Source organism: uncultured Candidatus Kuenenia sp. (assembly GCF_900696675.1).
Lineage (GTDB): Bacteria > Planctomycetota > Brocadiia > Brocadiales > Brocadiaceae > Kuenenia > Kuenenia stuttgartiensis_A.
Genome location: NZ_CAADGZ010000005.1, coordinates 39800 through 65018 on the forward strand (window position 1 = coordinate 39800; position 25219 = coordinate 65018).

At 41.1% G+C, this 25219-nt stretch carries 20 protein-coding genes and 1 tRNA gene; 4 read left to right on the forward strand and 17 right to left on the reverse strand.

Going from position 1 to position 25219, the window contains the following annotated elements; all coding sequences use genetic code 11:
• Positions 1-250: 250 nt before the first annotated feature.
• The 3 genes from QZT26_RS01825 to QZT26_RS01835 form a co-directional block, all read right to left on the reverse strand.
• Positions 251-3583, reverse strand: coding sequence for a diguanylate cyclase (locus QZT26_RS01825; RefSeq protein WP_295100206.1), 3333 nt, complete (start codon positions 3581-3583; stop codon positions 251-253).
• Positions 3584-4070: 487 nt separating this feature from the next.
• Positions 4071-4259: a hypothetical protein gene (locus QZT26_RS01830; RefSeq protein WP_099324095.1), complete on the reverse strand. Its 189-nt coding sequence runs from the start codon at positions 4257-4259 to the stop codon at positions 4071-4073.
• A 103-nt stretch (positions 4260-4362) separates the two neighbouring features.
• Complete coding sequence (locus QZT26_RS01835) at positions 4363-5370, reverse strand: HD domain-containing phosphohydrolase (RefSeq protein WP_099324094.1); 1008 nt, start codon at positions 5368-5370, stop codon at positions 4363-4365.
• A 304-nt stretch (positions 5371-5674) separates the two neighbouring features.
• Here QZT26_RS01835 and QZT26_RS01840 point away from each other — a divergent pair, with 304 nt between their 5' ends.
• On the forward strand, positions 5675-8050 hold the full coding sequence (locus QZT26_RS01840) for a PDZ domain-containing protein (RefSeq protein ID WP_295100209.1): 2376 nt from the start codon (positions 5675-5677) through the stop codon (positions 8048-8050).
• A 155-nt stretch (positions 8051-8205) separates the two neighbouring features.
• Here the strand turns inward: QZT26_RS01840 and QZT26_RS01845 are convergent, their stop codons facing one another.
• The 12 genes from QZT26_RS01845 to QZT26_RS01900 all read right to left on the reverse strand — a co-directional run bounded on the left by QZT26_RS01845 (position 8206) and on the right by QZT26_RS01900 (position 19353).
• The gene (locus QZT26_RS01845; protein WP_099324092.1) at positions 8206-8625 is read right to left on the reverse strand and encodes a hypothetical protein; all 420 of its coding nucleotides are present in this window, start codon (positions 8623-8625) and stop codon (positions 8206-8208) included.
• Positions 8626-8720: 95 nt separating this feature from the next.
• On the reverse strand, positions 8721-8849 hold the full coding sequence (locus tag QZT26_RS01850) for a hypothetical protein (RefSeq protein ID WP_261341081.1): 129 nt from the start codon (positions 8847-8849) through the stop codon (positions 8721-8723).
• Between the two features lie 54 nt (positions 8850-8903).
• Complete coding sequence (locus tag QZT26_RS01855; protein WP_261341080.1) at positions 8904-9026, reverse strand: hypothetical protein; 123 nt, start codon at positions 9024-9026, stop codon at positions 8904-8906.
• A gap of 515 nt (positions 9027-9541) precedes the next feature.
• Entirely contained in the window at positions 9542-10411 is an 870-nt protein-coding gene (locus tag QZT26_RS01860; protein ID WP_099324090.1) for a tetratricopeptide repeat protein, read from the reverse strand.
• Positions 10408-12249, reverse strand: coding sequence for a BatD family protein (locus tag QZT26_RS01865; protein WP_099324089.1), 1842 nt, complete (start codon positions 12247-12249; stop codon positions 10408-10410). The genes QZT26_RS01860 and QZT26_RS01865 overlap by 4 nt, the downstream gene beginning before the upstream one ends.
• 459 nt (positions 12250-12708) lie before the next feature.
• Positions 12709-13581, reverse strand: a complete 873-nt coding sequence (locus tag QZT26_RS01870; RefSeq protein ID WP_295100212.1) for a tetratricopeptide repeat protein — start codon at positions 13579-13581, stop codon at positions 12709-12711.
• A gap of 16 nt (positions 13582-13597) precedes the next feature.
• A complete protein-coding gene (locus QZT26_RS01875; protein WP_157820360.1) occupies positions 13598-14512 on the reverse strand; it encodes a VWA domain-containing protein in 915 nt (304 codons plus the stop codon).
• Positions 14513-14668: 156 nt separating this feature from the next.
• Positions 14669-15664: a VWA domain-containing protein gene (locus QZT26_RS01880; RefSeq protein ID WP_099324086.1), complete on the reverse strand. Its 996-nt coding sequence runs from the start codon at positions 15662-15664 to the stop codon at positions 14669-14671.
• Positions 15665-15841: 177 nt separating this feature from the next.
• The gene (locus QZT26_RS01885; protein ID WP_295100215.1) at positions 15842-16333 is read right to left on the reverse strand and encodes a hypothetical protein; all 492 of its coding nucleotides are present in this window, start codon (positions 16331-16333) and stop codon (positions 15842-15844) included.
• Between the two features lie 88 nt (positions 16334-16421).
• Entirely contained in the window at positions 16422-17450 is a 1029-nt protein-coding gene (locus tag QZT26_RS01890; protein WP_295100216.1) for a hypothetical protein, read from the reverse strand.
• Positions 17451-17472: 22 nt separating this feature from the next.
• A complete protein-coding gene (locus tag QZT26_RS01895; protein ID WP_099324083.1) occupies positions 17473-18354 on the reverse strand; it encodes a DUF58 domain-containing protein in 882 nt (293 codons plus the stop codon).
• A 9-nt stretch (positions 18355-18363) separates the two neighbouring features.
• Entirely contained in the window at positions 18364-19353 is a 990-nt protein-coding gene (locus QZT26_RS01900) for a MoxR family ATPase (RefSeq protein ID WP_295100218.1), read from the reverse strand.
• A gap of 689 nt (positions 19354-20042) precedes the next feature.
• Between QZT26_RS01900 and QZT26_RS01905 the strand changes: the two genes are divergently transcribed.
• Both QZT26_RS01905 and rtcA read left to right on the forward strand, forming a co-directional pair.
• Positions 20043-20387, forward strand: coding sequence for a hypothetical protein (locus QZT26_RS01905; protein WP_157820359.1), 345 nt, complete (start codon positions 20043-20045; stop codon positions 20385-20387).
• Positions 20388-20467: 80 nt separating this feature from the next.
• Positions 20468-21511, forward strand: coding sequence for an RNA 3'-terminal phosphate cyclase (gene rtcA, locus QZT26_RS01910; RefSeq protein WP_099324080.1), 1044 nt, complete (start codon positions 20468-20470; stop codon positions 21509-21511).
• A gap of 89 nt (positions 21512-21600) precedes the next feature.
• Here the strand turns inward: rtcA and QZT26_RS01915 are convergent, their stop codons facing one another.
• Entirely contained in the window at positions 21601-21858 is a 258-nt protein-coding gene (locus QZT26_RS01915) for a hypothetical protein (protein WP_099324079.1), read from the reverse strand.
• A 463-nt stretch (positions 21859-22321) separates the two neighbouring features.
• On the opposite strand from QZT26_RS01915, the gene QZT26_RS01920 reads away from it, so the two are divergent.
• A tRNA-Pro gene (locus QZT26_RS01920) sits at positions 22322-22399 on the forward strand.
• Between the two features lie 88 nt (positions 22400-22487).
• Here the strand turns inward: QZT26_RS01920 and QZT26_RS01925 are convergent.
• A complete protein-coding gene (locus tag QZT26_RS01925; protein ID WP_295100220.1) occupies positions 22488-24890 on the reverse strand; it encodes an SBBP repeat-containing protein in 2403 nt (800 codons plus the stop codon).
• Between the last annotated feature and the right edge of the window lie 329 nt (positions 24891-25219).

Below are 25219 nucleotides of genomic sequence, written 5' to 3' on the forward strand. Positions count from 1 at the left end.
TTTTTGTCTTTTAAAAACCCAACCTAATTTAAAGTTTAGGAGTTTCAAACACCCCAATAATCCCCCCTGTCGGCATGCAGTAAAACAGGGTTGATCAGCATCTATTCTTCTGCCTCGAAAGTAAGACTACAAAAAATAGCTTAAGCACATATACTACAACACGATATGGTTATAAAACCATTTTCATTGTTTCTGTGTGTTGTGCAAATGAAACATGATGACTGCTTGTATTTCTAAATTGATACTGTATTTATGTTTTATCGCTTTTCCTATACACTTCTACCCTGTTTCTGCCCTTTGCTGCTGCAGCAGAGAGTGAAAATTCGGCGGCATAGACGAATTCTTCAGGAGACTGCGCCTTAAATTCAACAAGACCCAGGCTTATGGTGATCTTGCCCATAGGCTGAACCTCTTCATAAAGGAACGGATAATCGTGGATTGTTGAGACAAATCTCTTTGCGAGGTTGGTTGCGGACGACATAATGGTATTTGTCAGCAGCAGGGCAAAAGTGCTGTTTCCGTACCGGATAAAAATATCAGACCCCCTTGTGTTTTTCTTGACAAGCCCGGAGGTTTTTTTAATGACGAGATTGCCATAGTACTCTCCCTTCCGGGCAACATAGTTGTCAAAGTGATCAATATCGAAAAGTATAAGCGCCAGCGGCAGATTATATCGTTCCGCCCTCAATGTTTCCTGCACCAGCCGTATCTGAAAATACCGGTGATTGAAAATCATGGTCAGTTCATCAATAAGCCCCGCCCTTTTCGGGTGCATGATCTCGATATCCTTCAAATGATTTATAAATGATTTTGAGCTTAATGATTCCCTCCATAAAACCCATTCTATCTGATCTACCATTTCCAACCGTTCGTTTGGAGAAAGTGTTTCTGCGGCAATGGCAAAAATGGGTATGTCTTTCAAGGCGGGATTTTCCTGAAATTCTCTGATTATTTTAAATCCTCCCTCCTGTATGCCCAAATCAATGATAATAGAATTCGGCTTTGTCGCCAATGCAAGGCTAAGTCCACTTTCAACATCAGTGGCAGTCTGCATCAGAAACCCTTCATTTTCAATGGTGCTATGAAGGGTCCCCATGGTGGTTTCATCGCTGGTAATAACAAGAATGTTTACTGGAAAATGGCTTTTCTTTGTGACAAAAGACATTTCCGAAAGTTTCTCGAGAAGAGTTGTCTTTTCCACTGGTTTTACCAGGTAGTCTGCTGCCCCCAAGGCAAAAGCCAGCTCTTTATTCTCCACAATAGAATGGATTATTACCGGAATATTTCTGGTTTCCGCATCCGCCTTAAGCTCCTGAAGTACCGCCAAACCGTCTTTTTTTGGAAGCATAATATCAAGGGTAATCGCAAATGGCCTGAGTTCCTTTGCCTTACGTAATGCTTCTTCTCCGTCATAGGCATGCGCTGCCCGGTAACCTGCCTGGGTAAGATGGATGTCCAGAATCTCGGCTGTCGGTAAATCATCTTCCACCACAAGTATCAGTGGCCCTTGTTGTTCTTCTTCTGGCAAGGCCGTCAGGGAAGTCATGGATGCCTTTACAGCACCGTATCCTTCCCTGACTATGAAGGGCATGTAGACATTAAAGACCGAACCCTGCCCATAAATGCCTTCAACCGTGATATGTCCCCCGTGTATTTCCACGAGTTTTTTCGTAAGCGAAAGGCCGAGTCCCGTGCCCTCCGTGGATTTTGAGGAATCGATCTGCTCAAATTCCTCAAAGATCCGCTCTCTGTCTTCCGGTTTGATGCCTATTCCCGTATCCCACACGGAGACCTTAAGGAACTCCTGCGATTCTGTTACCCATGGGAAGGTTTTTTTATCGCTGATTATCTTTTCAATGGCAATGCCTACATTGCCGCTATCCGCCGTAAACTTAATTGCATTGCTTATCAGGTTGTAGAGGATTTGCTTAAACTTTATCTTGTCTGCGGTAAAATAGACGTCATGATGGACCACTGTCTCAGGCACTATCATCTTCCGGTCCGCAAGTGGCCTTATTACCACTAATACTTCATCAATGACGCTTTTCACCGGAAATGTCTGATAGGAAATTTCAGCCTTACCAGCATCTATTTTTGCCAGATCCAGGATATTATTCACCAGATAAAGGAGATGTTTGGCAGAACCAAAGATGGTGTTCAGGTATCTTTGTTGTTTTTCGGTTAAATCTCCAAAGGTTTTTTGGAGCAGTATTTCTGAGAAACCTATTATGGAATGAAGAGGTGTCCTGAGTTCGTGGCTTGCGTTTGCGATGAAACGTCCTTTCAGTTCGTTTGCCCTGACAAGCTCCCTGTTCATTTTTTCAAGCGCGTTTGTTCTCTCAAGCACCTTTTCTTCCAGGTTGTTGGTCAGTTCCTCAAGTTCCTTATTCTTCTTCTCCAGTTCACCTTTCATGCGTTTTTCTTCGGTAATGTCTTTGCTTATCCCTACGGTGCCTATGACGTTACCTGTCTTATCCCGCAACTCCGAAATAGTGAGGCTTATATCAACCGGGGTGTTATCTTTTTTGAGGAGTGTTGTTTCATAATTGGAGAGAGAACTCTTTCCCCTGAGTGCTTCGAGGATATTCGTCCGTTCCCCTTTATTTACGTAGAGTTCGGAGCATTTTTTGCCTCTGATCTCATGTTCCTTGTAGCCTAAAATTTTCTCGCCGCCCTTTGAAAACTTCACAATATTGCCTTCGCAGTCAGTGGTGATAATTATGTCGCCCGAATCATCCAGCATCCCCTGAAAATACATTAAGGATGCTTCCAGGTCGTGGAGTAATTTATACTTTTCAATTGTCTGGGCGGCCATTGTAGAAAAGAGTTTTATGAGGTTTTTATGTCTTTCGGTAAATACCCGTGGCTTGAAATCGTCTAAATAGAGTATGCCGACTACACTGCCGTTTAGAAGGAGCGGCGCTGCAAGGAGAGATTTTATACCTTCTTTTAAAATCACCGTATCATTAAACATCGGTTCCTTCTCAACATCCTGAAACTCGACCGGCTTGGTTTGTTCCAGTATATATCGGGTAATGCCATCCCCTCTGGGTTTCCATCGCAATGATTTCAGGAAATCGCGGCTTAAGCCTTTTTGAGAGGCCATAATCATTTCTTCGCCGTCAATGATTGCAATGCTCCCGGCAGGTGTGTCCGTAAGCCTCAAGGCGGAACCAAGCGCCTCGTCAAGGGCGCCGGTTAAACTTTTAGATCGTGTAATGAGTAGCCCGCTTTGATACAGTGCCTCCATGTCCTTTCTGGCTTCTTGCTGTTTACTTACTAATTCCCAGAGGAATCTTGCCCCTGTACCCTCTATAACCTCTACAGGATTGGGGGAAGATTTTCTGATATATTCACTTATCTCAGCGTTGCCGGTAACGTTGAGAATAATGTCTGGTTTTTGACAATAGAGTTCATCAATGGTATCTGTACTAAAAATTCCACATTCTTTAGCGAGGCGCAGGGCGGGCGCATTCTTGTCCTTATCGGTTATGCCGACTACCTGTGTCTCGCCATTGTTGTGAAATATATCAAGAAGGGCTTTGCCGCCCTTTCCTGCACCCGCTATGGCAATTTTTATCATACTGCCAGACTCCATATTATTTAAAGAAACAATCTGTTAACAGTCATCAATCCTCAATCTGCAATCCTCAGTCCTCAATCTGCAATTTGCCGATTGCCGATTGTCGATTGTAGACTGAAGACTGCCGACGAGGGAACCACAGATTTCCTGGCGCGGCCTTTGGCCGCAACCAAATTCGAAATACGAAACAAATTCAAATGTCAAAAAACGTAACACTGTAGTTAATCTTTATAGATATTATCATGACGATCAAAATCGAAAAGTGTTACAATCTTTTCTTTTTTATTTATCTCATAAACCAAAACGAATGATCCTCAGACGTGAACTCTTTGTTTATTTTGCAATGGTTTTTTCAGCGGTTTAAAACGATAAGGATCTGCCAATATCTCTTGTACTTTCCGATTAATTAACCGCAGCATTTCTTTGTCTTTTTTCTGAAGTCTTTTGAACTTCTTGTCAAGACTTTCCTTAGTGGCAAGCTTATACACTATTTTAGTCCGTATCTCTCTTTGAAGTCATCAACTATAATGGACCTTTCCAGGTCAATATCTCTTATCCGTAAAATAAAATCTTCACGTAACTCTGGCTCCTCTAAAAGAATCTTCTTAATCAGATTTATATCATGCTGCAGATCAGTAATCTTTTTGCAAATAGTTTCAAGTGTTATATTTTTCACATAGTCTCCTTTTTATTTAGCCACGAGTTGATGGATAGTAGTACAGATTAAAAACGATAGCCATTAGCCAGATTGCTATGAGCCAATCACAGACTCATTAACGTTAATCTCTTTTCAGCGGCCATTGATTCAGATACTGCTTTTCCATCATTTCTATAAATTTTCCCGTAAGATGGGGATCCCATTGTCCTGACATTTTTTCCTTCTTCATGGTGGCTATGACTTCTTCCCGCGTAAAAACACCATTCCTGTAAGGTCTTATAGACGTCATCGCATCGAATGTGTCAATAATATTTACCATTCTTGCCATAACAGGTATTTCATTGCCCGTAAGTCCGTCAGGGTAGCCTTTTCCGTCCCATCTCTCGTGGTGGCTTCTTATAATAGGGAGTGCCTGGCGTAAGGAATATAATGGTTTGCAGATTTTTGATCCGATCACAGGGTGGTCTCTCACCAGGGTTGTTTCATCTTCGGAAAGACGGGCGCTTTTTAGAAGTATTGCTTCATTTATTCCAATCTTTCCAATGTCGTGCAATATGCCGCCTTTTCTGATACTAATGATATCTTTATCAGGAAATCCTAAAAAACCGGCAAATTCCGCCGACAAATTGCCAACCCTTTCTGAATGTCCTTTTGTATAGTAATCTTTAGCCTCGATGGTAATTGCGAGGGTAAAGATTATATCTTCTGAGCATTCCAGTTCATCCTGGAGTCTCTCAAGTTTAATGAGGGAGCGAATCTTTGTAATAAGTTCGAGGGTGTTGAATGGTTTGCTGAAAAAATCGTCTGCCCCTGCCTCAAGTCCTGTTATTTTGTCTTCTACCTGATTGAGACTTGTCACGAGGATTATAGGGAAGAACTTTCTCCTGGAGGTAGACTTCAGTCTTTTACACAATTCGTAGCCATTCATCCCCGGCATCATTACATCCAGAATGGCTAATTCAGGAGAATGAGTTTCAGTGAACCGAATGGCTTTTTTTACGTCGGTGGTAGCTTCAACCCTATATCTTTCTGTGGTCAATACCGCTTCTATGAGTTCAAGGTGTGCCTCAACGTCATCTACAACGAGGATTAATGGTGGTTTTTCTTTTTCCGGATACAAAAGTTCCATTGTATAGGTATATTGGTTAAATGTTATGTTATTTTTGATGGGCGTACTGATGGTTTACCCATGCTGCAAGCCTCATCGCGGCGGGTTAAAAACGTGACGTTTGGTTATGATATTAGCTTTAATTTATCTTGTCAAGCAAATATAAAGGGCGTATAAACACACAATGTTGATTATGCTGCCGGAAAGTGTTTTCATGTTTTTTATTTCTAGTTTGGTTCTGGCTATGCCGGCTTAGGAATTTCAAACTTGTAGAACGAAGCGGTTGCTTCGTTACGAACGAAGATAAATGAGGATGAATATGAATATGGTTATAAAAATTTTATACAGGGTAATCCTTTTTTGTACACTTACAGTAAATATGTTACCTCACCATGCCTTTGCAAAAGAGGCTGTGCCGGTATCAGTCAGGGATGTAAGCTTTTCTCCTGAAAATTTTTTTGAACTTTCGGAGACAGGCTTTGATAAGGAAAAGGTACATTTCAATAAGGGGTGGATTGGCATCTTTATGGAAAATGAAAAGGACAAAGGCATTTTGGTTGTAGAAACAACAAAAGGTTCTCCGGCAGAAAAGGCAGGCATGAAAACGGGAGATATTATAACAAAGATTAACAATGAACCTCTTGTCGATAATGAAGGGAAGAATTTAATCAGGTTCAAAAATAGTATAGAAACTATGGGCGCCGGAGCCGTTCCGACACTGACGGTCTTAAGGGATGGCAATGTAATTGAGTGCAGGCCGGAGCTTATCGCAAAACTTTTAAAAAATGTGAAAAAACCCGTTAGTCTCCCTGTTTTATCCCCGAAAACATTTTTAACCCAAGGTGCCAAAAAAGGACAAGGGCAATCGTTTATGGACTTTGTAATGGAAAACAGGGCATATAGAAAAATGTGCAGCGATACTATTCAAAGAATAGGGGAGGAAGTTTACGTAAGGGAAGGATATCAGACAAATGAAGCATCAAATCCGTTTCGTTTGTCCATAATAGATTATTCGCTGCAAAATCCAATGAATACGTATGAAACCGGTAAAATTATCCGGGATCTTTTTCTGGAAGAAAGCATTGCCGGCCAGGTGCTGTCTGCGGCAAAGTTATTAGATGTTGAATTTTCAGAAAGAGAAGAAATAAACCATGAGGGGGACTTGCAGGCAAGCATACAAAGGCTCATCAATGATATTGTCCCCTGTGTTTCGCTTATCAAGGAAGTGTTTGACGCTTTAACAGAGGATGAGTTTGATTTTTTGTATCAATCCGCTCAAAAAATATGGGTTCAGGAAGAAACTATTGAGCCATCCGATATGGCAAGAGTGCTTGAGTTGTCTCAAAAGGTTGATCTTTCAGGATTATTTGAAGCCGTAACACTGATGCTGCACAGGATTGAAGATATAAAAAAATATGACGGCGATCTGACGCAAACGGCTTTACAGCCGTTTACCCTGCCAGCATTCCTCCAGGGTGCAGATAACATTAAAATTCCTTCCGGTAAAGAAGCAGGGGGAGACGATGACTATGCCGGCGATGTTTTACTGGTGCAGGATACAAGCATAGGGAAGATCGTCATCGGTGGAACCGGCGCTACCTATTATTATAATGATGCAGCGGTCATCGTGGATCTTGGCGGAAATGATTATTATTCTAATAATGCAGGCGCATCGGGTAAAGAAATACCCGTTTCCGTTTGCATTGATTTTTCCGGCAACGACACGTATGATGCCGCAAAACCATTTGCTCAGGGAACCGGCAGATTTGGAATTGGCATTCTTGAGGATGTTAAAGGTGATGACAAGTATTTGGGACGGGATTTTGTGCAGGGAGCAGGGTTATTTGGAGTAGGGATATTACTCGATAACGAAGGCGATGATTTCTATAGCGGAAATGCGTTGAATAGCGGGGTTGGTTTTTTTGGATTGGGACAATTGATAGACGCCAATGGTAACGACGTTTATTTCAGCCGCCAGTTTTCGCAGGGAGTCGGGTTTACAAAAGGAATCGGGATATTGGAAGATGATAATGGAAACGATTTTTATTTTACCGGCGGAAAATACCCTGATTTCAGGGATCCTGAAAAATCCTTTCAATCCATGTCGCAGGGAATGGGCATGGGCATCAGACCTGAAACGACCATAGTGGGGGCTTCCGGCGGCATAGGGATATTAATAGATAAAAAAGGCTCGGACGGGTATTATGGCGACTATTTCTCTCAGGGTAGCGGATATTATTTTTCAATGGGGTTATTGTTTGATTCCGAAGGGAGCGATACCTACTATGCAAGCCGCTATGCCCAGGGCGCCGGCATACATTCTGCAATTGGAATACTGGGGGATAACGGGGGTGACGACAAATACGAGTGTTCTTTTGGCGTTTCGCAGGGGTGTGGGCACGATACCGGCATAGGGTTTCTTGTTGATACCATGGGGAATGACATCTATACGGGCGAAATCGTCTCGCAGGGGGCGGGCATGGAGAAGGGTATCGGAGTGTTGGCGGATTTTCAGGGAGATGACGTTTACCGGGCAAAGGACAGCAGCCAGGGTTTTTCCTTTCCGTCAAAAACAGAAGAAATCACCGGCATAGGCATGCTGCTTGACAACCAGGGAGAGAGCGACGTCTTTTGTGATGTTGTACGGGGGGATTCCCTCTTTTACAGGGCAAATGGCGGCCTTCTCCTAAACAAAAAGTAAGTAGGGACGAAGCATATGCCCTATTCAGTACTATTTTTTTGAAGTGGGGAATGCATATCGCAAAAACAGGATAAAATTGCCCATTTGACCCAACCTGTGTGCAACGGTTATGCGGCGATTCACCACACAATCACCAATACCTGTTTACCGCTTTGCTATCGATTATTTACAAACCAGACAGAATAATCATCCAGCAACTGATAGTTCTTCAATTTCTCATCTGTTGCTTTCAGCTCCGCTAATGGTAAAGTGAATTTCTTCTTATCTGAGACTCGCTTCAAATTGACCAAAATCCCCACCCATTCATCTACTTCAGTTGCTAACGAGAGCATATCGTACTTATCAGTATAAGAGGGTTTGGTCTTTTTTAGCTTCTCATACTCCTTTTGGTCTCCTGGACCAATCACATAATACTCTTCCCAATCAAAATCTTCGATGCCGGTTAGCTCACATGGCAATTCGATATGCTCCTTTAAGTAGGTCAGATATGTCGCTAAAGATTCTTCCGTGACATCTGGAATCTCACCACCAAAGATGAAACCAATTCTTTCGTCTTGCTTATCAATCTCTGTCATTTTTCTCCTCCAATTTTATTAAATCCGTAGAATATTCTGGCTCATTTTTTCCACAAGCCTGTTGCAAGCCTCTTTGTATAGATGACCATCCAGTCTTACCGCTCTTCATCCAAGTGCTTCGGCAAAACAGTTATGATGAGTTTTGTATCTGGTTCAATGTCAAATGGTTCATCTAAAAGTATTTTTTTGCCATCAAAATGAGCTTTTAAATTAATTGTCTTCATAAAAATCCCCTAAATAATTCAGCCGTTTTTACTTTATCTTACGTTTTACTATTTCTATGGTTTTAAGACATTTTTATTTCTTCTGCCAAACGCTGCGCACATGATAATAAAACCGACCTGGATTGCCACAAATAAAATAAATGCGGTAATCGTTAATTTGCCGTATATTCCGCCCATTATAAACTCCAAAAATGTTAAAATTCCTGAGATGGCATAGCCAAGAACCAAACAAACAAGAAATAAAAAATACGAAATACGGGGTGCATTCCCGATTTTTTGTGACTTCCGCCTGTTTTAATAAAACGTACAGTAGTGTTAACCCTGACAGGGTTTCAAACCCTGTCAGGGTTGTTTTGCTCCAACTCCATGAACGCTTACAAAAAATCGGGAATGCTCCCGAAATACGAAACAAATCCGAATAACAAAGTATAAAATTCAAAACAAATCCAAAACATCCCTGTCTGCATGAGATCACGCACAGGCAGGCAATAATATGAAGCACGAAAAGCGAGATACGAAAGATACTCTCGTTTAGAATTTCAAATCATTTTGTCATTAGAAGTTGTTTCGGATTTCGTGTTTAGTATTTTGGATTTTCACAATTGCAGTGACCACAGATTTTGTACGATTAAAATCCACTGATTATTAACCCCCCCATATCTCTATCTGCCTGAAGACCCGGCACGTCGCTACTAAATGATGCCCACGGCGTCTTTGTGCAGCCAGCCCCTTCTTATTTCCTTATCCTCTTTTTTATCAGCATCAGCCCGCAGGGGATCTCCCTGTTTTATACCTACATGCACATATACCTTATACCATTGCCCTTTTACTTGTTCAATGACACATTCCGCCCCTTCGTGAATTTCATATTTCGTTTCATATTCTTCCCCTGGACCATACCGCACCAAACAATTTTTTGCTATTATCACTCCGTGATCAATGCCCCGTTCCACGTACATTTTTATTCCCAGCGATACAACAGCGATCAGCAATCCAACCGCGAAGCCTACGATAAGACGTTTCAACCATCTATATTTTAAAATCACCAACGCAATAAGTAACAACATGGTCATTACATAAATTAATACCGAAAAGACCGCGAGTCCACTCTGATTCAAGAGGAAAAACCAGAAAAATATCCGTTGAATGACTGCCGGCGTCTCATGAATAACCTCTTTGTCTTCGATGGAGTTTTTTGCCAGTCTCAGGTTTGCTTTAATCTCTGCGTTTCCCGGCATCAACCTCTCGGCTTTTCGATAGTTTAAAATTGCTTTGCCCACTTCTCCCAAACGATAGTAAGTATTTCCGAGGTTATAGTGAATCTGGCCGTGCCGAAAACCTTTGGAAAGGATTATCTCATACTGTAGCGCGGCTTCTTCGAGTTTTTTATTTGCTTCCGGAAGTTTCTTTTCCGCTATGAGCTTCATGGCCTGCAAATGGTCTTCGTTTGCAGCGGTAAACATTTTTATCACCTCATCCTTCAAAAGGGCATCTGCAAATGCCACCCCTCCGAAAATAAACAGTATAACAAAAATGAATATTTGGAATTGTGTTCGAATCATAGTTGTTTCTCCAATTTTGTAATGAGCTGCGCTGCAACCTTTAAAGAGTTTTCCCTCTCATTTATCGTGCCGGCGTCGCTGGAAAACCTGCGGTAATCAAAATCAGACAGGCATTGGGCTACTTCAGCAATGACGTCATCCGAAACTCTGTTATTTCGCAGCAATTCCTCCACTTTTCCACCCGACGCGCTTGCGGCGGGAATATTGAATTTATCCGCAAGGTATTCGGTAATTCCCCTGGAAAGGTATGCATAAAACATGGGGGATGAATCCCCAAAAAGCGCAGATTGCGCAAGGGTGAGTCTTTTGTTTGCCACGGAACGTGCCCTTCTGTTTCTCGCATAACCGATATCCGTTTGAAGACGGTCTTTATGCCGTACAACAAAAAAAGTGGTTGCCAGGGCAATAGCGGGAAGAAAAAGGCCTCCTACGATGAAGGGGTTTTTATAGAGAGGATTTCCCTGATTCTTCAAAGAAGAAAGATTGGTCATGATGGGGAGGATATCCTGTGTTAGCAACTGTACCTGCCGCCGGGAAGACGGCGATTTTTCCAGAGAGTGTGCCAATTGAATGGGTATTTCCTGTTCCCATGAATCCACCGTGATAGGAATCGGTTCTTTTGTAATTGTTTTATATTGATTTTCACGAGGATCGAAATAGCTGAATACGATTGCAGGGATGTTTCTTACCTCTGTATTTTGTGGTTCAATTACCTTGCTGAATACTTTTCTGCCGCGAAGAACTTCTTCTCTATTGGTAATTTGTGTAGTTGCTTCTGCGGGATAAACCTTAAAATCTTCGTCATTATTGAATGCCAGCTCAGGTTCATTTATGGTCTGAATATACCCGTCTCCATATACAGAAATAGACAATGTTATCGGGTCTCCTATCCTTACCCGGGATGTTTTAACGGAAGCTTCCATATTAAAATTTCCCACGGCGCCTTTAAATTCCTTTGGTTTTCCGTCTTCCGGCAAAGGTTTTATTTTTAAGAGAACAGGGTTTGTTGTCCTTTCTACGGGATATTTCCTTTGTCCACTGCCAAAAAAGTCATCAAAAAATGAATCGTTAAAAAAATCATCAAACGGCGTCCCCCTGCGATTCCTCTGTTCCTGAACAATTAAGTTACATTTTACTTTTGCCGGCGTTATTGCCAATTCTCCAGACACTATTGGAAATATCGCGGTGCGCAGTTCCAGTACACTATAGAGTATGCCATCCCTTACTACTTCATATTGGCGCTGGTCACCCAGTTTTTCTTCCATAAAATTTCTTGTAGCAGGCGCAGTGTAATCAATATCAGCAACCGGCAATCCTTTCTGGAAATAGAGCCGGAAGTAAAGGGTTACCTGTTCATATAAATATGCCGCATCTTTATCCGTATACAATTCCACAAAAACCAACTTATCAAGATCAATCGTTTTTGTGCCTGTGGAAGGTTTTGATTCTATCACTTCAATATTTATCGGATTTGAGGTATATTGCCTTCCGTTGTGCGTCAGAGTTGATGAGCCGATGGTGTATTTGCCCTTTGCAACGGGTTGCAACATATAGGTGTATCCCTTGCTTATCGATACCTCCCCGTTGATTATTCGCGTCTGTGCGGTAATTTGAGGTCCATACAACACGCTAAAGCCTTCTATTTCCGGGAATGTTGGCTGAGATACATCCTGTGCGCCGTAGACGGTCAATGTGAGTTTCAACTTATCGTCCAATGTTAATATGTTTTTATCTACCGTGACGGTTAAACCAATCTCCGAGGCATATACCTTTTCCATGCCTCCGAAAATAATTGCCAGTAACATAAAAAGCCAAACAAAGCCTGTAAGTTTCTTCATTTTAAAATATTTCCTATACCAAATAAATTCCTATTTACCGCTCCACTCTGAATTAGCACCTTATCAGTAATTTCTTTGCACACTTCCATTCGTCAGTGCGTGCTTTTTGGCAAAACATTTAATGGTAAAATCCGAAATGCGAAACAAATTCTAAAATCCTCCCTCTCAACCCCCTCCAAAAGGGGAAAATGTCCCCTGCTGGCGGGGGTGCAGGGGGTGGAATTGAAATTTAGAATTTGTTTCGTATTTCGTGCTTCATATTTTTTATCTAGTATAATGTTTAATTAAAATATCTACATTGATACCGTCATTGCGAGCGACAGCGAAGCAATCTTAAGTCTTTTAGGAACAAGAGATTGCTTAGTCGCTCCACTCCTCGCAATGACATTTTTTTACGTACACATTTTAACGGAACGATGTATTAGTACTTTTTTGGTTCCGGCTTTACCAGCTTAGGAATTACCAGTCTTTTTCTACCGACCTGTGTGGCTGGTGTTGTTTTTCTCTGTTTACTGGTCTCGCCTCTTTTTCAACCTGATTCAACGCATCAAGAATACGCTCCGCTTCTTCTTTCGACATTTGTCGATTTCCCTCTTCCTGGGTTTGCGCATCCTGCTGCTGTGTAGGAGGTTTATCTTTCTGCTGCTGCTGCTCTTCATTCGCGTGAGAAGGTTGTTCATTCTCCTTGTTTAAATCTTCTTCCTGCTTATCTTCGGATGGCTGGTTACCTCCATCCGGTTCTTGTTCCTTACCCTCTTGTTCTTTATTTTCAGCAGATTGATCATCGCCTTCGTTCTGGTCATTTTGCTGTTCCTGTTCACTTTGTTTATGTTCTTGTTCCTGTTCCTGTTGATTATCCTGCCCCTGTTGTTGCTGTTCCTCTAATTTTTTTTCGACAAATTCATGATTATACATTGCATCGTTTTTTAATTGTTCAAGTTCACCGCCTTTTTTTGGTGCTATTTCATCAATAATATCAACCGTTTTTTTATACCAGTCTAATGCCTCGCCCATCTTCCCCTGCTTATAGAGTGTGTTTCCTATGTTAAAACTGGTTTTCGCCTGCATTTCCGGGGTTCCCGTTTTCAGCACCTTCTCAAATGATTTAAGTGCTTCATCGTATTTACCCCGCTTGTATTGCGTATCAGCAACATTAAAACTCAATTGCGGAACATCTGGGGAATCTACCTGTACGTTAAGATATTTTTCCAGGGCTTGGTCATAATTTCCGTTTTTATAGAGTTCATTTCCCTGCCGGACCTGATCGGCAAAGGGGTCTATCCAGCCGAGAAACAACCAACCGCTTATAATGAAAGGCAGCACATTCGTCATAGAATCCTTTTTTCTCTCAAGAGTATTTCGTTTCTTTCACAAAACATTCGAGGCATATGAAAATAATGGCAAAGAAAAGGGGGATCTGAAACCGGTTTACATATTTTTTAACCCTTTGTGTCTTGTAAACAGACCCTTCTATTTGTGCGAAGCTTTCATTATAAATCTTCGCCAGTCCCCATTTAGTACCATATGCGGGTGTATAAAGTCCGCCTGTTTCAAGCGCTATTTTATTCAGGGTTATTTCGTCCAGCCTTGATTTTACTACCTGCCCATGTGCGTCTTTTAATAAAGTCTCTTTTCCCTGTTCATCAATGATTTTGATGTACGACCCTTCTTTTTTGCCAACGCCGACCGTATAGATGACTATCCCCTTTTCTTTTGCTTTACTTGCCGCTTTTAATGGATCGGTTTCGTGGTTTTCCCCATCGGTAATTATTATCATTGCTTTATGGTTGTTCTCGTTTTCGCCAAAGGCGTCGATGCCCTTATAAATCGCCTCGGCTATTGCAGTCCCGCCTACGGGGATAATGTTTACATTCAAATCATTCAAAAAAAGCCGGAATGCGCTATAATCAGAGGTGAGTGGACAATAAGTAAACGCCCTACCCGCAAATGCAATCAACCCGACACGGTCGCCTTCCAGTATTTTCAACAGGTCTTCAATTTCCCGTTTTGCGACTTCCAGGCGGTTTGGTTTTACATCATCTGCCAGCATACTTCGGGAAGTATCAACCGCAATCATAATATCAATGCCCTTTTTTTCCACCTCTTCCCAATGATATCCCCATTTGGGCTCTATGAGTGTGATGATAAGAAAGAGGACTCCAATAATCATCAGAACAGCCTTGAGCCATTGTTTTTTTCTGCTAAGGGAAAAGCCTGCCATCTTCAACAGATCGAGACTGGCAAACCGGTTTAAATCTCTCATTCTTCTTTGAAAGAAGAGTATATACCCTATAGCCAGAACAGGTACAATGAAAAGCAGGTATAAGTAATTAAGATTGCCGTATTGCATATGTGGTAAATTGTATTCCCGATATAATAGTTTTGTTTTCTGTAGTATGTGTAAAAACAGGCACAGTTATTAAGGAATTTTCCTTAATTTTGTTTTTTTCAGGCACAATTCAATCAATAAACACCCAAATGCCGGAAGCAGAAAATAATGAAACAATTCCTTGTATTCCTTGTAATGGGTTATTTCCGTTTCTGTTTTTTCGAGCGCATCTATTTGCTGGTAAATTTCTTTGAGCGACCCCGTATCGGTAGCCCGGTAATACCGGCCTCCGGTAATATTTGCTATTTCCGCCAGGCTTTCATCATCAATATCTATCTTTACCTGTCTCATCACCCTGTTTCCAAATAAATCCCTTGCAGGATAAGGGACCAATCCCTTTGACCCTGCCCCGATCGTATAAATTTTAATATTAAATGCCTGTGCAAGTTCCGCTGCGGTAAGAGGGTCAATTTGCCCTGAATTATTTCTGCCGTCCGTTAAAAGCACAATCACCTTGCTTTGTGCTTTTGTATTTCTCAAACGGTCTACAGAGGAAGCAATCGCAGAGCCGATTGCTGTGCCGTCTTCAAGTAGCCCAATCTCTGTTTTTTCCAAAAACTGCAGTAATATCCCATAGTCGAGCGTTAAAGGGCATTGTGTGTAGGCATTAGCCGAAAATACCACCAGGCCGATAGGGTCGGTTGAGCGTTTGTTTATAAAATCCTTTACCACCTGCTTTACCACATACAAACGGTTCTGGCGTTTGCCGTCCATCTCGAAATCTTCCGCCAGCATACTTCCTGAAATGTCCACGGCGAGAACAATGTCTATCCCTTCTGTCTTTACCTTTGTTTGTTCATTGCCTTGCTGCGGACGCGCTAATGCAATAATACATAATGCAATAGCCAGCGAGCGTAAAACAACAATGATGTGGCGATACCTTTGTGCAAGTGAAGGTTTTAATTTTTTTAGATTTCTTATTGAAGAAAAAATCAGCGGATGTGTTCCTTTTTGCCGGAAATAAACATACAGCAGAAAGGGAATAATAACCAGTAACAGTAGTAATAAAGGGTCTCGAAGAATCATTTAAAACAACATATCATGGAAAAACGTATTAATAATATAAATTAAATATACGGTAATAGTTTGGTTTTTGAAAATGTAAAAATGCTCGTTCTCAGGCTGGAGTTTGGGAACGGGACAGATAACACCCCTCCCAGGCCCCTCTCGATAGAGAGGATTTAGCAGCATGCATGAAGGTTTTTAATATCCCGGCGATAGTTTAATGCTTTCTTGCTTTGCAATTGCATCCCATAGGGCATTTTCTTCTATATCATTTGCCGAAAGAGCATCGACAAAAGCCTGGTACGCCTCATTTGTTGACTTCAATAGTTCTTCCGCTCCCTTTTCCGTATAGAAATACCTACTAATAAGCGTTTCCGATTGCTTGTATATCCTGGCGCCGGCAAGATCTCTTTGGTCTCCCATATCTACTTCGTATTCAGCCAGTACCCCTCTGTTTACATAGTAAAGATTCAGGCAAGCCCTGGCATTTTTCAAATCTAAAAAATGAATCCTCTCTTTTTTTGCCAGGATTTCCTTAATTTCCGGAGTGCCATAAATTCCCCAGATTATTTGCATATTCCTTTTAAGTCTGTTCGTTTTTTCCGGGGAGAATACCGCTGCATGCTCACGGGAAGGTCTCCTTTCCTTTTTACCACTAAGCTCTTTTTCACGACTTAAATATGTTTCCATAAATTTTTCCGGCGCTTTTACCATTTTTCATCCTTTTTAAAAAGGTTAACGCGATACAAAACAGTAATTAACGACACATCTGCTATTATCATTTCGCATCAACAATCACTGCCTCTTCTTTTTTCTCTTCCCCTTCGCTCTTTGTTTCGTCTACCAACCGCCTTGCAAGATCGTATGTTTCCTGACTTTCCAATAAAGAAGGGCCGTATTTTGCATATTTTACACGGTCACATTTCTCAAGAAATTCCTGAATATATTTTTTATGAGCGGTATTTAATTTATTTGTATATGCCATTTCAACCAGGAATTCTTCCGTAGTACGTTCGGGGGCGGACAATCCAAACCGGTCTTCTATATAATGCCGCAAAATATTGGTAATGCGGTAATAATATTCTTTTACCAGACCTTTCCCGACAAGGTCTTCTTTTAATAATATCTCAAGCAATTCATAAGCTGTCTCATGTGGCAGCTTCTTTGCTGCTACTCTTGTTTGAACACGCTTTCCGCCCTTTTGCTTTTTCAATATCCGGTAGGCGAGCATGAACAGGGCAATTGCCGCAACTCCTGCAAAAATCCATTGGAGTAAACGCACATAGTTTGTGTCAACGCCGAGAGGAGGGGCAATGTCACGAATGTCAGTGATCTCTTCACCTTCTTTTATCATGCCTTTGATGTTTATTTCAAGTTCATTTGTAGCAACTTCCCCCTCTCCGTAACCTTCTGCATGGTATTTTATTTTTATTGGCGGAATTATTTGCAGCCCGGTTTTGTAAGAACGCAAAATATAGCGGCGTTCAACAATCCTGTCCCCCTCTTTTCCTCCGACGGCTTCCTTTGTCTCGCCCGCATCTTTTACAAAAAATTCTCCGATACGGTCTCCGGGATCGGGTATTGTAACATTTACACCAACAGGACTCTTTGCCTGAATTATTACGTTTATTTTGTCGCCAATCGTCACATCGCTTTTCTCAACACTCGCTGCAACCTCAATCGGTACGTTATTAAGGTCGCCCGATTCGCTTGCCTGGATTGCGCTCCAGGAAAGTAAGGTATATACTGCTGCCATTAGTACGATAAATAGTCTATAAAGGGGCATAAAGCGCTTTATGTTGGGCATATAACTACCATGTGAAAAGATTTTAAATCCTCTTCTCTCTTATTCTGAAAAAACGAATTATGGGTTCTACGTAATTTTTTTGAGTATTAACGACAACTTCATCAACACCTGTTGAACGAAATAATTGAGACCGTTCTTCTTTTTGCCGTAGGGCCATCATGCTATACTCTTTTCTTGCACTTGAATTCGAGGTATCTGTTATTATTCTCTCGCCTGATTCCGCATCCTCTAATTCGATAAAACCTACATTGGGCAATTTCTGTTCTCTCGGATCAATAATATTAACCGCGATCACATCATGTTTCTTATTTGCGGTTCTTAATGAACGCGCATAAGCATTTTCTTCCGCAATGAAGTCAGACACGATAAAGGTAATCGTCTTTCGGGAAGCAATCTTATTTAAGTAGTCCAGCGCCATGGCGATGTTCGTGCCTTTTCCCGACGGCTTTGAACACAAAAGTTCCCGAATAACTTTGAAGACGTGTTTTGCCCCTTTTTTCGGAGGTATGAATTTCTCGATTTTATCCGTAAACATAATCACACCCACTTTATCATTGTTTTTAATTGCAGAAAAGGCAAGGAGAGAGCATATTTCTATTGCCACTTTATTTTTTAAATATTTTACCGAGCCGAAATTTTCTGACGCGCTTACATCCACCAGAAGCATTACGGTTAATTCCCGTTCCTCAACAAAGCGTTTAATAAAGGGGCGTCCCATGCGTGCCGTCACATTCCAGTCAATCATCCGTATTTCATCTCCGGGCTGATATTCGCGCACCTCCTCGAATTCAATACCAACTCCTTTGAAAATACTGTGGTACTCGCCCACTAACGCTTCATTGACAAGGCGGCTTGTGTGAATCTGGATCTGACGAATTTGTTTTAAAACATCTGCTGAAATCATGTCTGTTAATTAAGGAACTTCCACGTTATCAAAAATTTTATTAATAATATCTTCCGGCCGTATTTCTTCTGCCTCTGCTTCATATGTTATGATTATTCTATGCCGGAGGACGTCCATTCCTATAGATTTTACGTCCTGAGGAGTGACAAATCCCCTACCCTTGAGAAACGCGTGCGCCTTTGCTGCTAATGTCAGATTTATTGTTGCACGCGGAGACGCTCCATATTCAATGAATTGATCCAAATCCAGGTTATACGTCTTCGGCTCTCTGGAGGCAAAGACAATATCTATAATATAATCTTTAATCTTGTCGTCGATGTAAATCCCGTCCACCACCGTGCGTAACCGTAAGATATCGTTCGGAGAAATTACCGAATTTACCTTAATATCGCTTTTGGTGGTAGCCATACGCTCTAATATTTCACGTTCCTCTTTTTTGTCAGGATACGTAATATTCAATTTCAGCATAAAACGGTCCAACTGTGCTTCCGGCAGCGGATACGTGCCTTCGTGCTCAATTGGGTTCTGAGTTGCCAATACCAGAAACGGTTCCTCCAGTTTAAACGTCTCATCGCCAATGGTAACCTCCCGATCCTGCATGGCCTCTAAAAGTGCGCTTTGCACCTTCGCCGGAGCGCGGTTTATCTCATCCGCCAGCACGATATTCGTAAAAACCGGTCCCTTGCGAACGGTAAATTCACCGCTCTTGGGATTGTAAATAAGCGTGCCAAGCAAATCCGCAGGCAGTAAATCAGGGGTAAATTGTATCCTTTGAAAGGAGGCATGCATTGCTTTTGCGAGTGTCATAATGGACATTGTCTTTGCCAATCCGGGAACACCCTCTAATAAAACATGTCCGTTGGAAAGCATCCCGATTAATAATCTCTCGATCAGGTATTTTTGTCCTACAATTACCTTACCTACCTCGTACAGAAGGGTATTTATTAAATCACTTTCCGTCTTTACCCTTTCTGTAATACTTCTAACACCAGAATCCATTTATTCCTCCATAGCAAATTCATCTTTCGTTTATAAGATATAAAGTAAATTAGCGAGAATTTATTTTGATTATAAATCAGTGTAAATAAACAAAAATTGTCCCCTTATTTGTTCCTTCGTTATCACTACAGCGACATTTTATTATTAAGTCCTGCACAAAGTCGGCAGGGCATTAACCCTGTCAGGGTTATTTCTTTCATAGGCAGGTTATGAAACATATATATACCAAGAAATTGTTGCAACATCTGAAATAAAAATGTCGCTGTGATGTTGTAAATCAGACCTATTTTGCAAACATAAAAATGTGATTATATAATAATTGTATTTGCATGTGAACATGTATTTTGCAAATATTCGCTTACGCCGGAAAGTACTTGACACCTTATGGAGTGGATGTTACGATTTTTGCTTGCGACTTCGGCCTGATATAAATCAGTATTTTCACAGAATACATTTTGAATAATTTTTTTATTAAAGTTAAAGAGTACCGTGTGTAAGGAGGATATTTTGCGCCGAAAGAGGGTCTTTATTCCGGTATTTTATTTGATAATACCTATTAATCATAATTCTTGATTGGGGGTGATGTTTTTAAGAAAAAGACTTTTCGCGATAATATCAAAAGCGAAACGTGCCTTATGAAAAATCTTAATAACAATACATTAACATTTTATTTATTGGAGGGCTTACCGTTGAAAAAACTTTTTAGTTATTGTGTTATTCCTGCAACAGCAATTTTTAGTCTCTATTTTGTACAACCAAGCTTCACTGCATCTGCAAATGACGTTAAACTAATTTATAAAGATACCTGCGAATTATGCCACGGCTCTGATGGAAAAGGCTCTGAAGCTGGAAAACAATTTGGAGTGCCTGATTTCAGCGACCCTGACTACCAGAGGTCAAGAACCGACGAAGATATGAAAGAATCTATGACAAAGGGAACCAAAAATCCAAATTACGTGCCGCTCGGAGACCTTGGGGTCGATCTCTCACACCTTGACGAACTCGTTCAGATTGTACGTGGATTTAGCAAATAGGCCTTTACACAAAATGTAATAATAAAAATCAAAATGGCAAGGGCAGGGCATTCTCATGTTCTGCCCTTTTTCTTTCAACTATGGCCGATGATATTATCAAAATTGATGGTTCTTTTGGGGAAGGCGGGGGGCAAATACTGCGGACTTCGCTTTCTCTGTCAGCCATTACTAAAAAGCCTTTTGAAATACATAGCATCAGAGCCAACAGAAAAACACCCGGAATCAGCCATCAGCATTTACAGGCAATAAACGCTACCGCCAGGATTTGCAATGCGGAGGTAGCCGGGAACACCCTTCGCTCTACAACCATCAGATTTTATCCTGGTAATATTCTGCACGGAACATATTCTTTCAATATCGGGACTGCGGGTTCAATTGCCCTTGTATTACAAACGATATTCTATCCACTCAGTTTCGCAGAAGGCCCATCCACAATCACCATTACCGGCGGTACGCATGTAAGCCATAGTCCTTGTACGGATTATCTTGAGCGGCAATGGTTGTTTTTCCTGAGAAAAATGGGATATGATGCTGAAATGCAAACGACGAGAGCCGGCTTTTATCCACGTGGCGGAGGCGAAGTTGTAATGAAAATAAGTCCGTCACATACACAGCACGCCATACGAATAAAGGATAGGGGGCGTCTTCTCCGGATTAAAGGTCTCTCTGTAGTAAGCAATCTGGACACAAACATCGCAAAAAGACAACAAATGGAGGCTCAGAAACAGTTTTCAGTACAAAACATACCACATGAAATAGCCTTATTTGAAATGCCTGCAATCGGCAAGGGCACCCTGTTGCTTCTCATTGGGGAATTTGAATATAGCCAATGTTGTTATTTTAGCTTGGGTGAAATTGGCAAACGCGCTGAAACGGTAGCAGAAGAGGCGTGTAACAAACTAAACAATTTTTTAAAAACTAAAGGCGTATTCGATGAATACCTGGCCGATCAGCTTATTGTGCCACTTGCCCTGGTAAAGGAGGAAGAGACAACCTTTACCACGTCCATAATTACCAAACATCTGTTAACGAACATTGAAATTACAAAACAGTTTATCCCTATTGGTGTTACAATAACGGGCAGGATAAATGAAGAAGGTTCTATAACAATAAAACCTCTTTAACATGCGTAACAATAACGCGGATAAATGACAAAAGGGCTATGCTTTTCAATAATCGCATAGCCCTTTTGTCAAAAAAACAGGATTAATCTTTATTCAGCTACCGTGTATGTTTCGCCTCCTACAGAGCCATCATTTCCGTACACTGTTGGCATGTAAAATGTATTTTCTGCCGCCTGATCAATCTTTTGATTGCACCTCGCACATCTTCTGTTGTGCGGCCCGCGGCTAATGAATTTTTTACCGCACATTAAACAACTTCTCTCCGCCTTGTCAATAAATACGTTTTTTAAAGAAAGGCTTCTTTCGTTATATTTTTTTCTCGACTTTTCTTTTTGCTGAATGTTCATCTACTACTCCTACCCCTTCAAAATTACAATAAAAAATAAGGTACGATTATAACTCAATCTTAAAACAAGGCAACACAAAATATTGTTCCATTTGTAAAAAAATATTTTACTGTTTTTTTAATACATTGAGGTGTAATTACTTATGCCATGCTACTCTTTTGCAAATTTAATCGAAAACAGAATAAAAGATTTTCGGTGTTTTTTGCTTTTTGGCGGGCAATAATTAACCATTATTACTTAAAACGCCGGAATGCATGCGCTATCTTCTTGTAAAATAATATCTTAGAAGCATCATACATTTAAATATTTTGTCAAAAAATGTAAAGTAAGTATGATAAGGTGCTAGCGAAGGCATGTAGGCAATGATGGGTACGTTTTTATTCTGTTTTTGCTTGTATTTATACAGATGTAACGTATAATGTGAACTACAATTAACCTGAAAAAACGAATATTTTCAATATGACGGGGCGTAGCGCAGTTTGGCTAGCGCGCCTGCCTTGGGAGCAGGAGGTCGGAGGTTCAAATCCTCTCGCCCCGACCACTTATGTTTCACCTCTTTTTTAATCCCTCGCGGAACACCGCTTTAACGTAATTAATTAAGCCACCGCGAAAAGATTCTTTTTTGCTGTTCATCGGGTCTTTGTTTTCTTCATCTCTGCCTTAATTTCCTTCTTTTCTCCCTCTTCCAGATCAACCTTTGTTTTGTATTTCCTGTAGCTATTCTTTGTAGCTGTAATATTATACGTATCCGCCTTTAAATTGCCAAACTCGAAAAGTCCATTTTCATCAGAAAAGGTTTTCCTTTTAATTTTTGTAGTTTTTCCCTTCAGTGCTATCTTAGCAGATTCAACGGGGTTTTTATTCTCATCGCTCAAACTTCCCGATATTTTCCCCAAAAATGCAGATAGATCACTATCCAGTTGTGAAATAAAGGTGTCTATCTTACCGCTATAATTTGCATAAAGAACCCCACTGGTAACCGGGAAATTTGAAGCATTCGTAAATCCGGCAACATAAATATCTCCCTCCGGCCCTGTTGCCAATGCCTTGCCGCAATCATAGCCAGAGGAACCGCCAAGATAGGTGGAATCCAGCAGATCTTCCAGATTGTTGTCAAAACTGGAAATGAACGCATCTGCACCTCCACCATTAAATGAGGCGTTATAAGACCCTATTGTGGTAGGGAAATCTGAAGAATACGTACTGCCGGTTACGTAAATTTTTCCGTCCGAAACAATAACGATGGCATTCGCATGCTCATATCCGTAATTATAGTCGTACCCTTCTGAAGGATAGCCCGAACCGCCCAAAAAGGTTGAGGCAATAAGTGTTTTTAAATCATTGCTCAATTTCGATACAAAGGCATCGGAGCCAAAATTGTATGTTGTATCATATGCCTTTGTAGTTATTGGAAAATTCGAAGAAAGGGTGCCACCCGTTACATAAATATTGCCTTCAGAATCGCTTGCCATATCGCTTATATAGTCATTAAAATATCCCCCAATGTATGTGGCAGCAAGAAGGCTCGTCAGATCCTTATCAAACTTTGAAACGAAACCATCAACATCATGTTCTCCACCATTAAAGACAGCATCATACGTGCCTGAAGAAGCAGGGAAATCTGATGAGCCGGTAGTGCCTGCGATAAAAACGTTTCCTTTGGAATCGATAACAAGGGCGCTGCTATAATCACCGGAAGAACCTCCCATGAATGTTGAGGCCAAAAGACCGGTTAGTTCATTATTCAGTTTTGAAACAAAAACATCTCTGGAGCTGCCGGTCAATGAAGTTTTATAAGCGCCCGCTGAAGCAGGAAAATCAGCAGAATTTGTATCACCCGTTACATAAATATTTCCCTCTGCATCAATTGCTATATCTCGGCTATAATCGCCAAAAGTCCCGCCTAAATAGGTAGAAGCCAGAAGATTCGTCAAATCGGTGTCAAGCCGGGAAACAAAAACATCTCCATATGAATCGTTTAACGACCCTGCATAAGCATTTTCAGTTGTTGGGAAATCGGACGAATTCGTTTCTCCAGTTACGTAAACATTCCCTTCCGGGTCTAAAAGCAAAGACCGTACTTTATCCTCTGAAGATCCGCCCAAATAAGTCGAAGCAAGAAGACTAGTTAACGTTGGATTTATTTTTGAAATGAAAACATTACTTCCTGCGCTGCCGGTATTGTATGAACCACCGGTAGTCGGAAAGTCAGACTGCAATGTATTACCGGCGATATAGACATACCCATCCCCGTCAATTGCCAAAGAACACACTTCATCGTTATCTGAACCGCCAAGATAGGTAGAAGCAAGAAGGGGGTCGATAACAAGCTCCTTCGTTTTATCATACTCATCCACTTTAAAACCATAAACCATACCGGCATCTTTCAAATGATAGCTTGCCGCCACCAGGATCTTTTTCCCATTTATTTCCTGATATGCTTCCGGCCTGGTGAACGTAACATTTCCTAACGGCGTCTCTGCCTCCAGTTGTCCTGTTTTATTAACATGTAACGAACTCGCTCCGTGTATCTTTATTCTTATTCCTTCCGCGCTGGCATTTGGTTTTACGTGGAAAAGTTTTTCTACATTGTTGCCATACGCCTTTAATACTAAATCTACTCCGTTGAAAACCTCGCCAAAACAGAGACACTCGTATGTTGGGATATTTTGTTGCCACTGCGAAGGGTCTTTATGCTTATAATAGTTAACCTTCGTAACCGAAGTTTTTTCTCCCTTTATATTAACCGTCTTTCCACCGGCCAAATGCTCCGTAAGCACGATATTCTTCATAACCAGGTTGTTCTTACTATCTGCCTTTCTCATAGTTGCAACTGTGGAGTCTTGGGAACAGGGTTCGGTTTGCGCGGTAATATTTTGCGTTTTCGTTCCTGGCCTGTCTGAAATATGCGGCAATGAATAAACTATTTCACCTTCGCTTGTCACATAAATTGTCGCGCCAAAGGTGTTGGCATAAAATTTTACCCTTGCATCTACTTGTCCTTTATTAAGAATAAAGGGTACCGTAAGCATTTGCGCTTTTTTAACTATCTCCTGATGTAATGTTTTTTGTTTACCGCTTTGGTCTGCGAAAGCTGCCGATCCCAGGAATATTATAGCGGATGTTCACCCCTGCCAAAACGCATAAGTGCTTAATATATAGTTTGTTAAGGCTGTATTTTTAATAAATATGTAGTCACTAATATATTGTTATTATACGACAATATACTTGACGGATAATGGTTGTTATCTGTACAATGGTGGACATGCATATTGTAGAGAACAAGTCAAAATCCGGTAAAAAAATCTATCGATCTACCCTTCTGCGGGAATCGTACCGTGAGGATGGGAAGGTCAAGAAA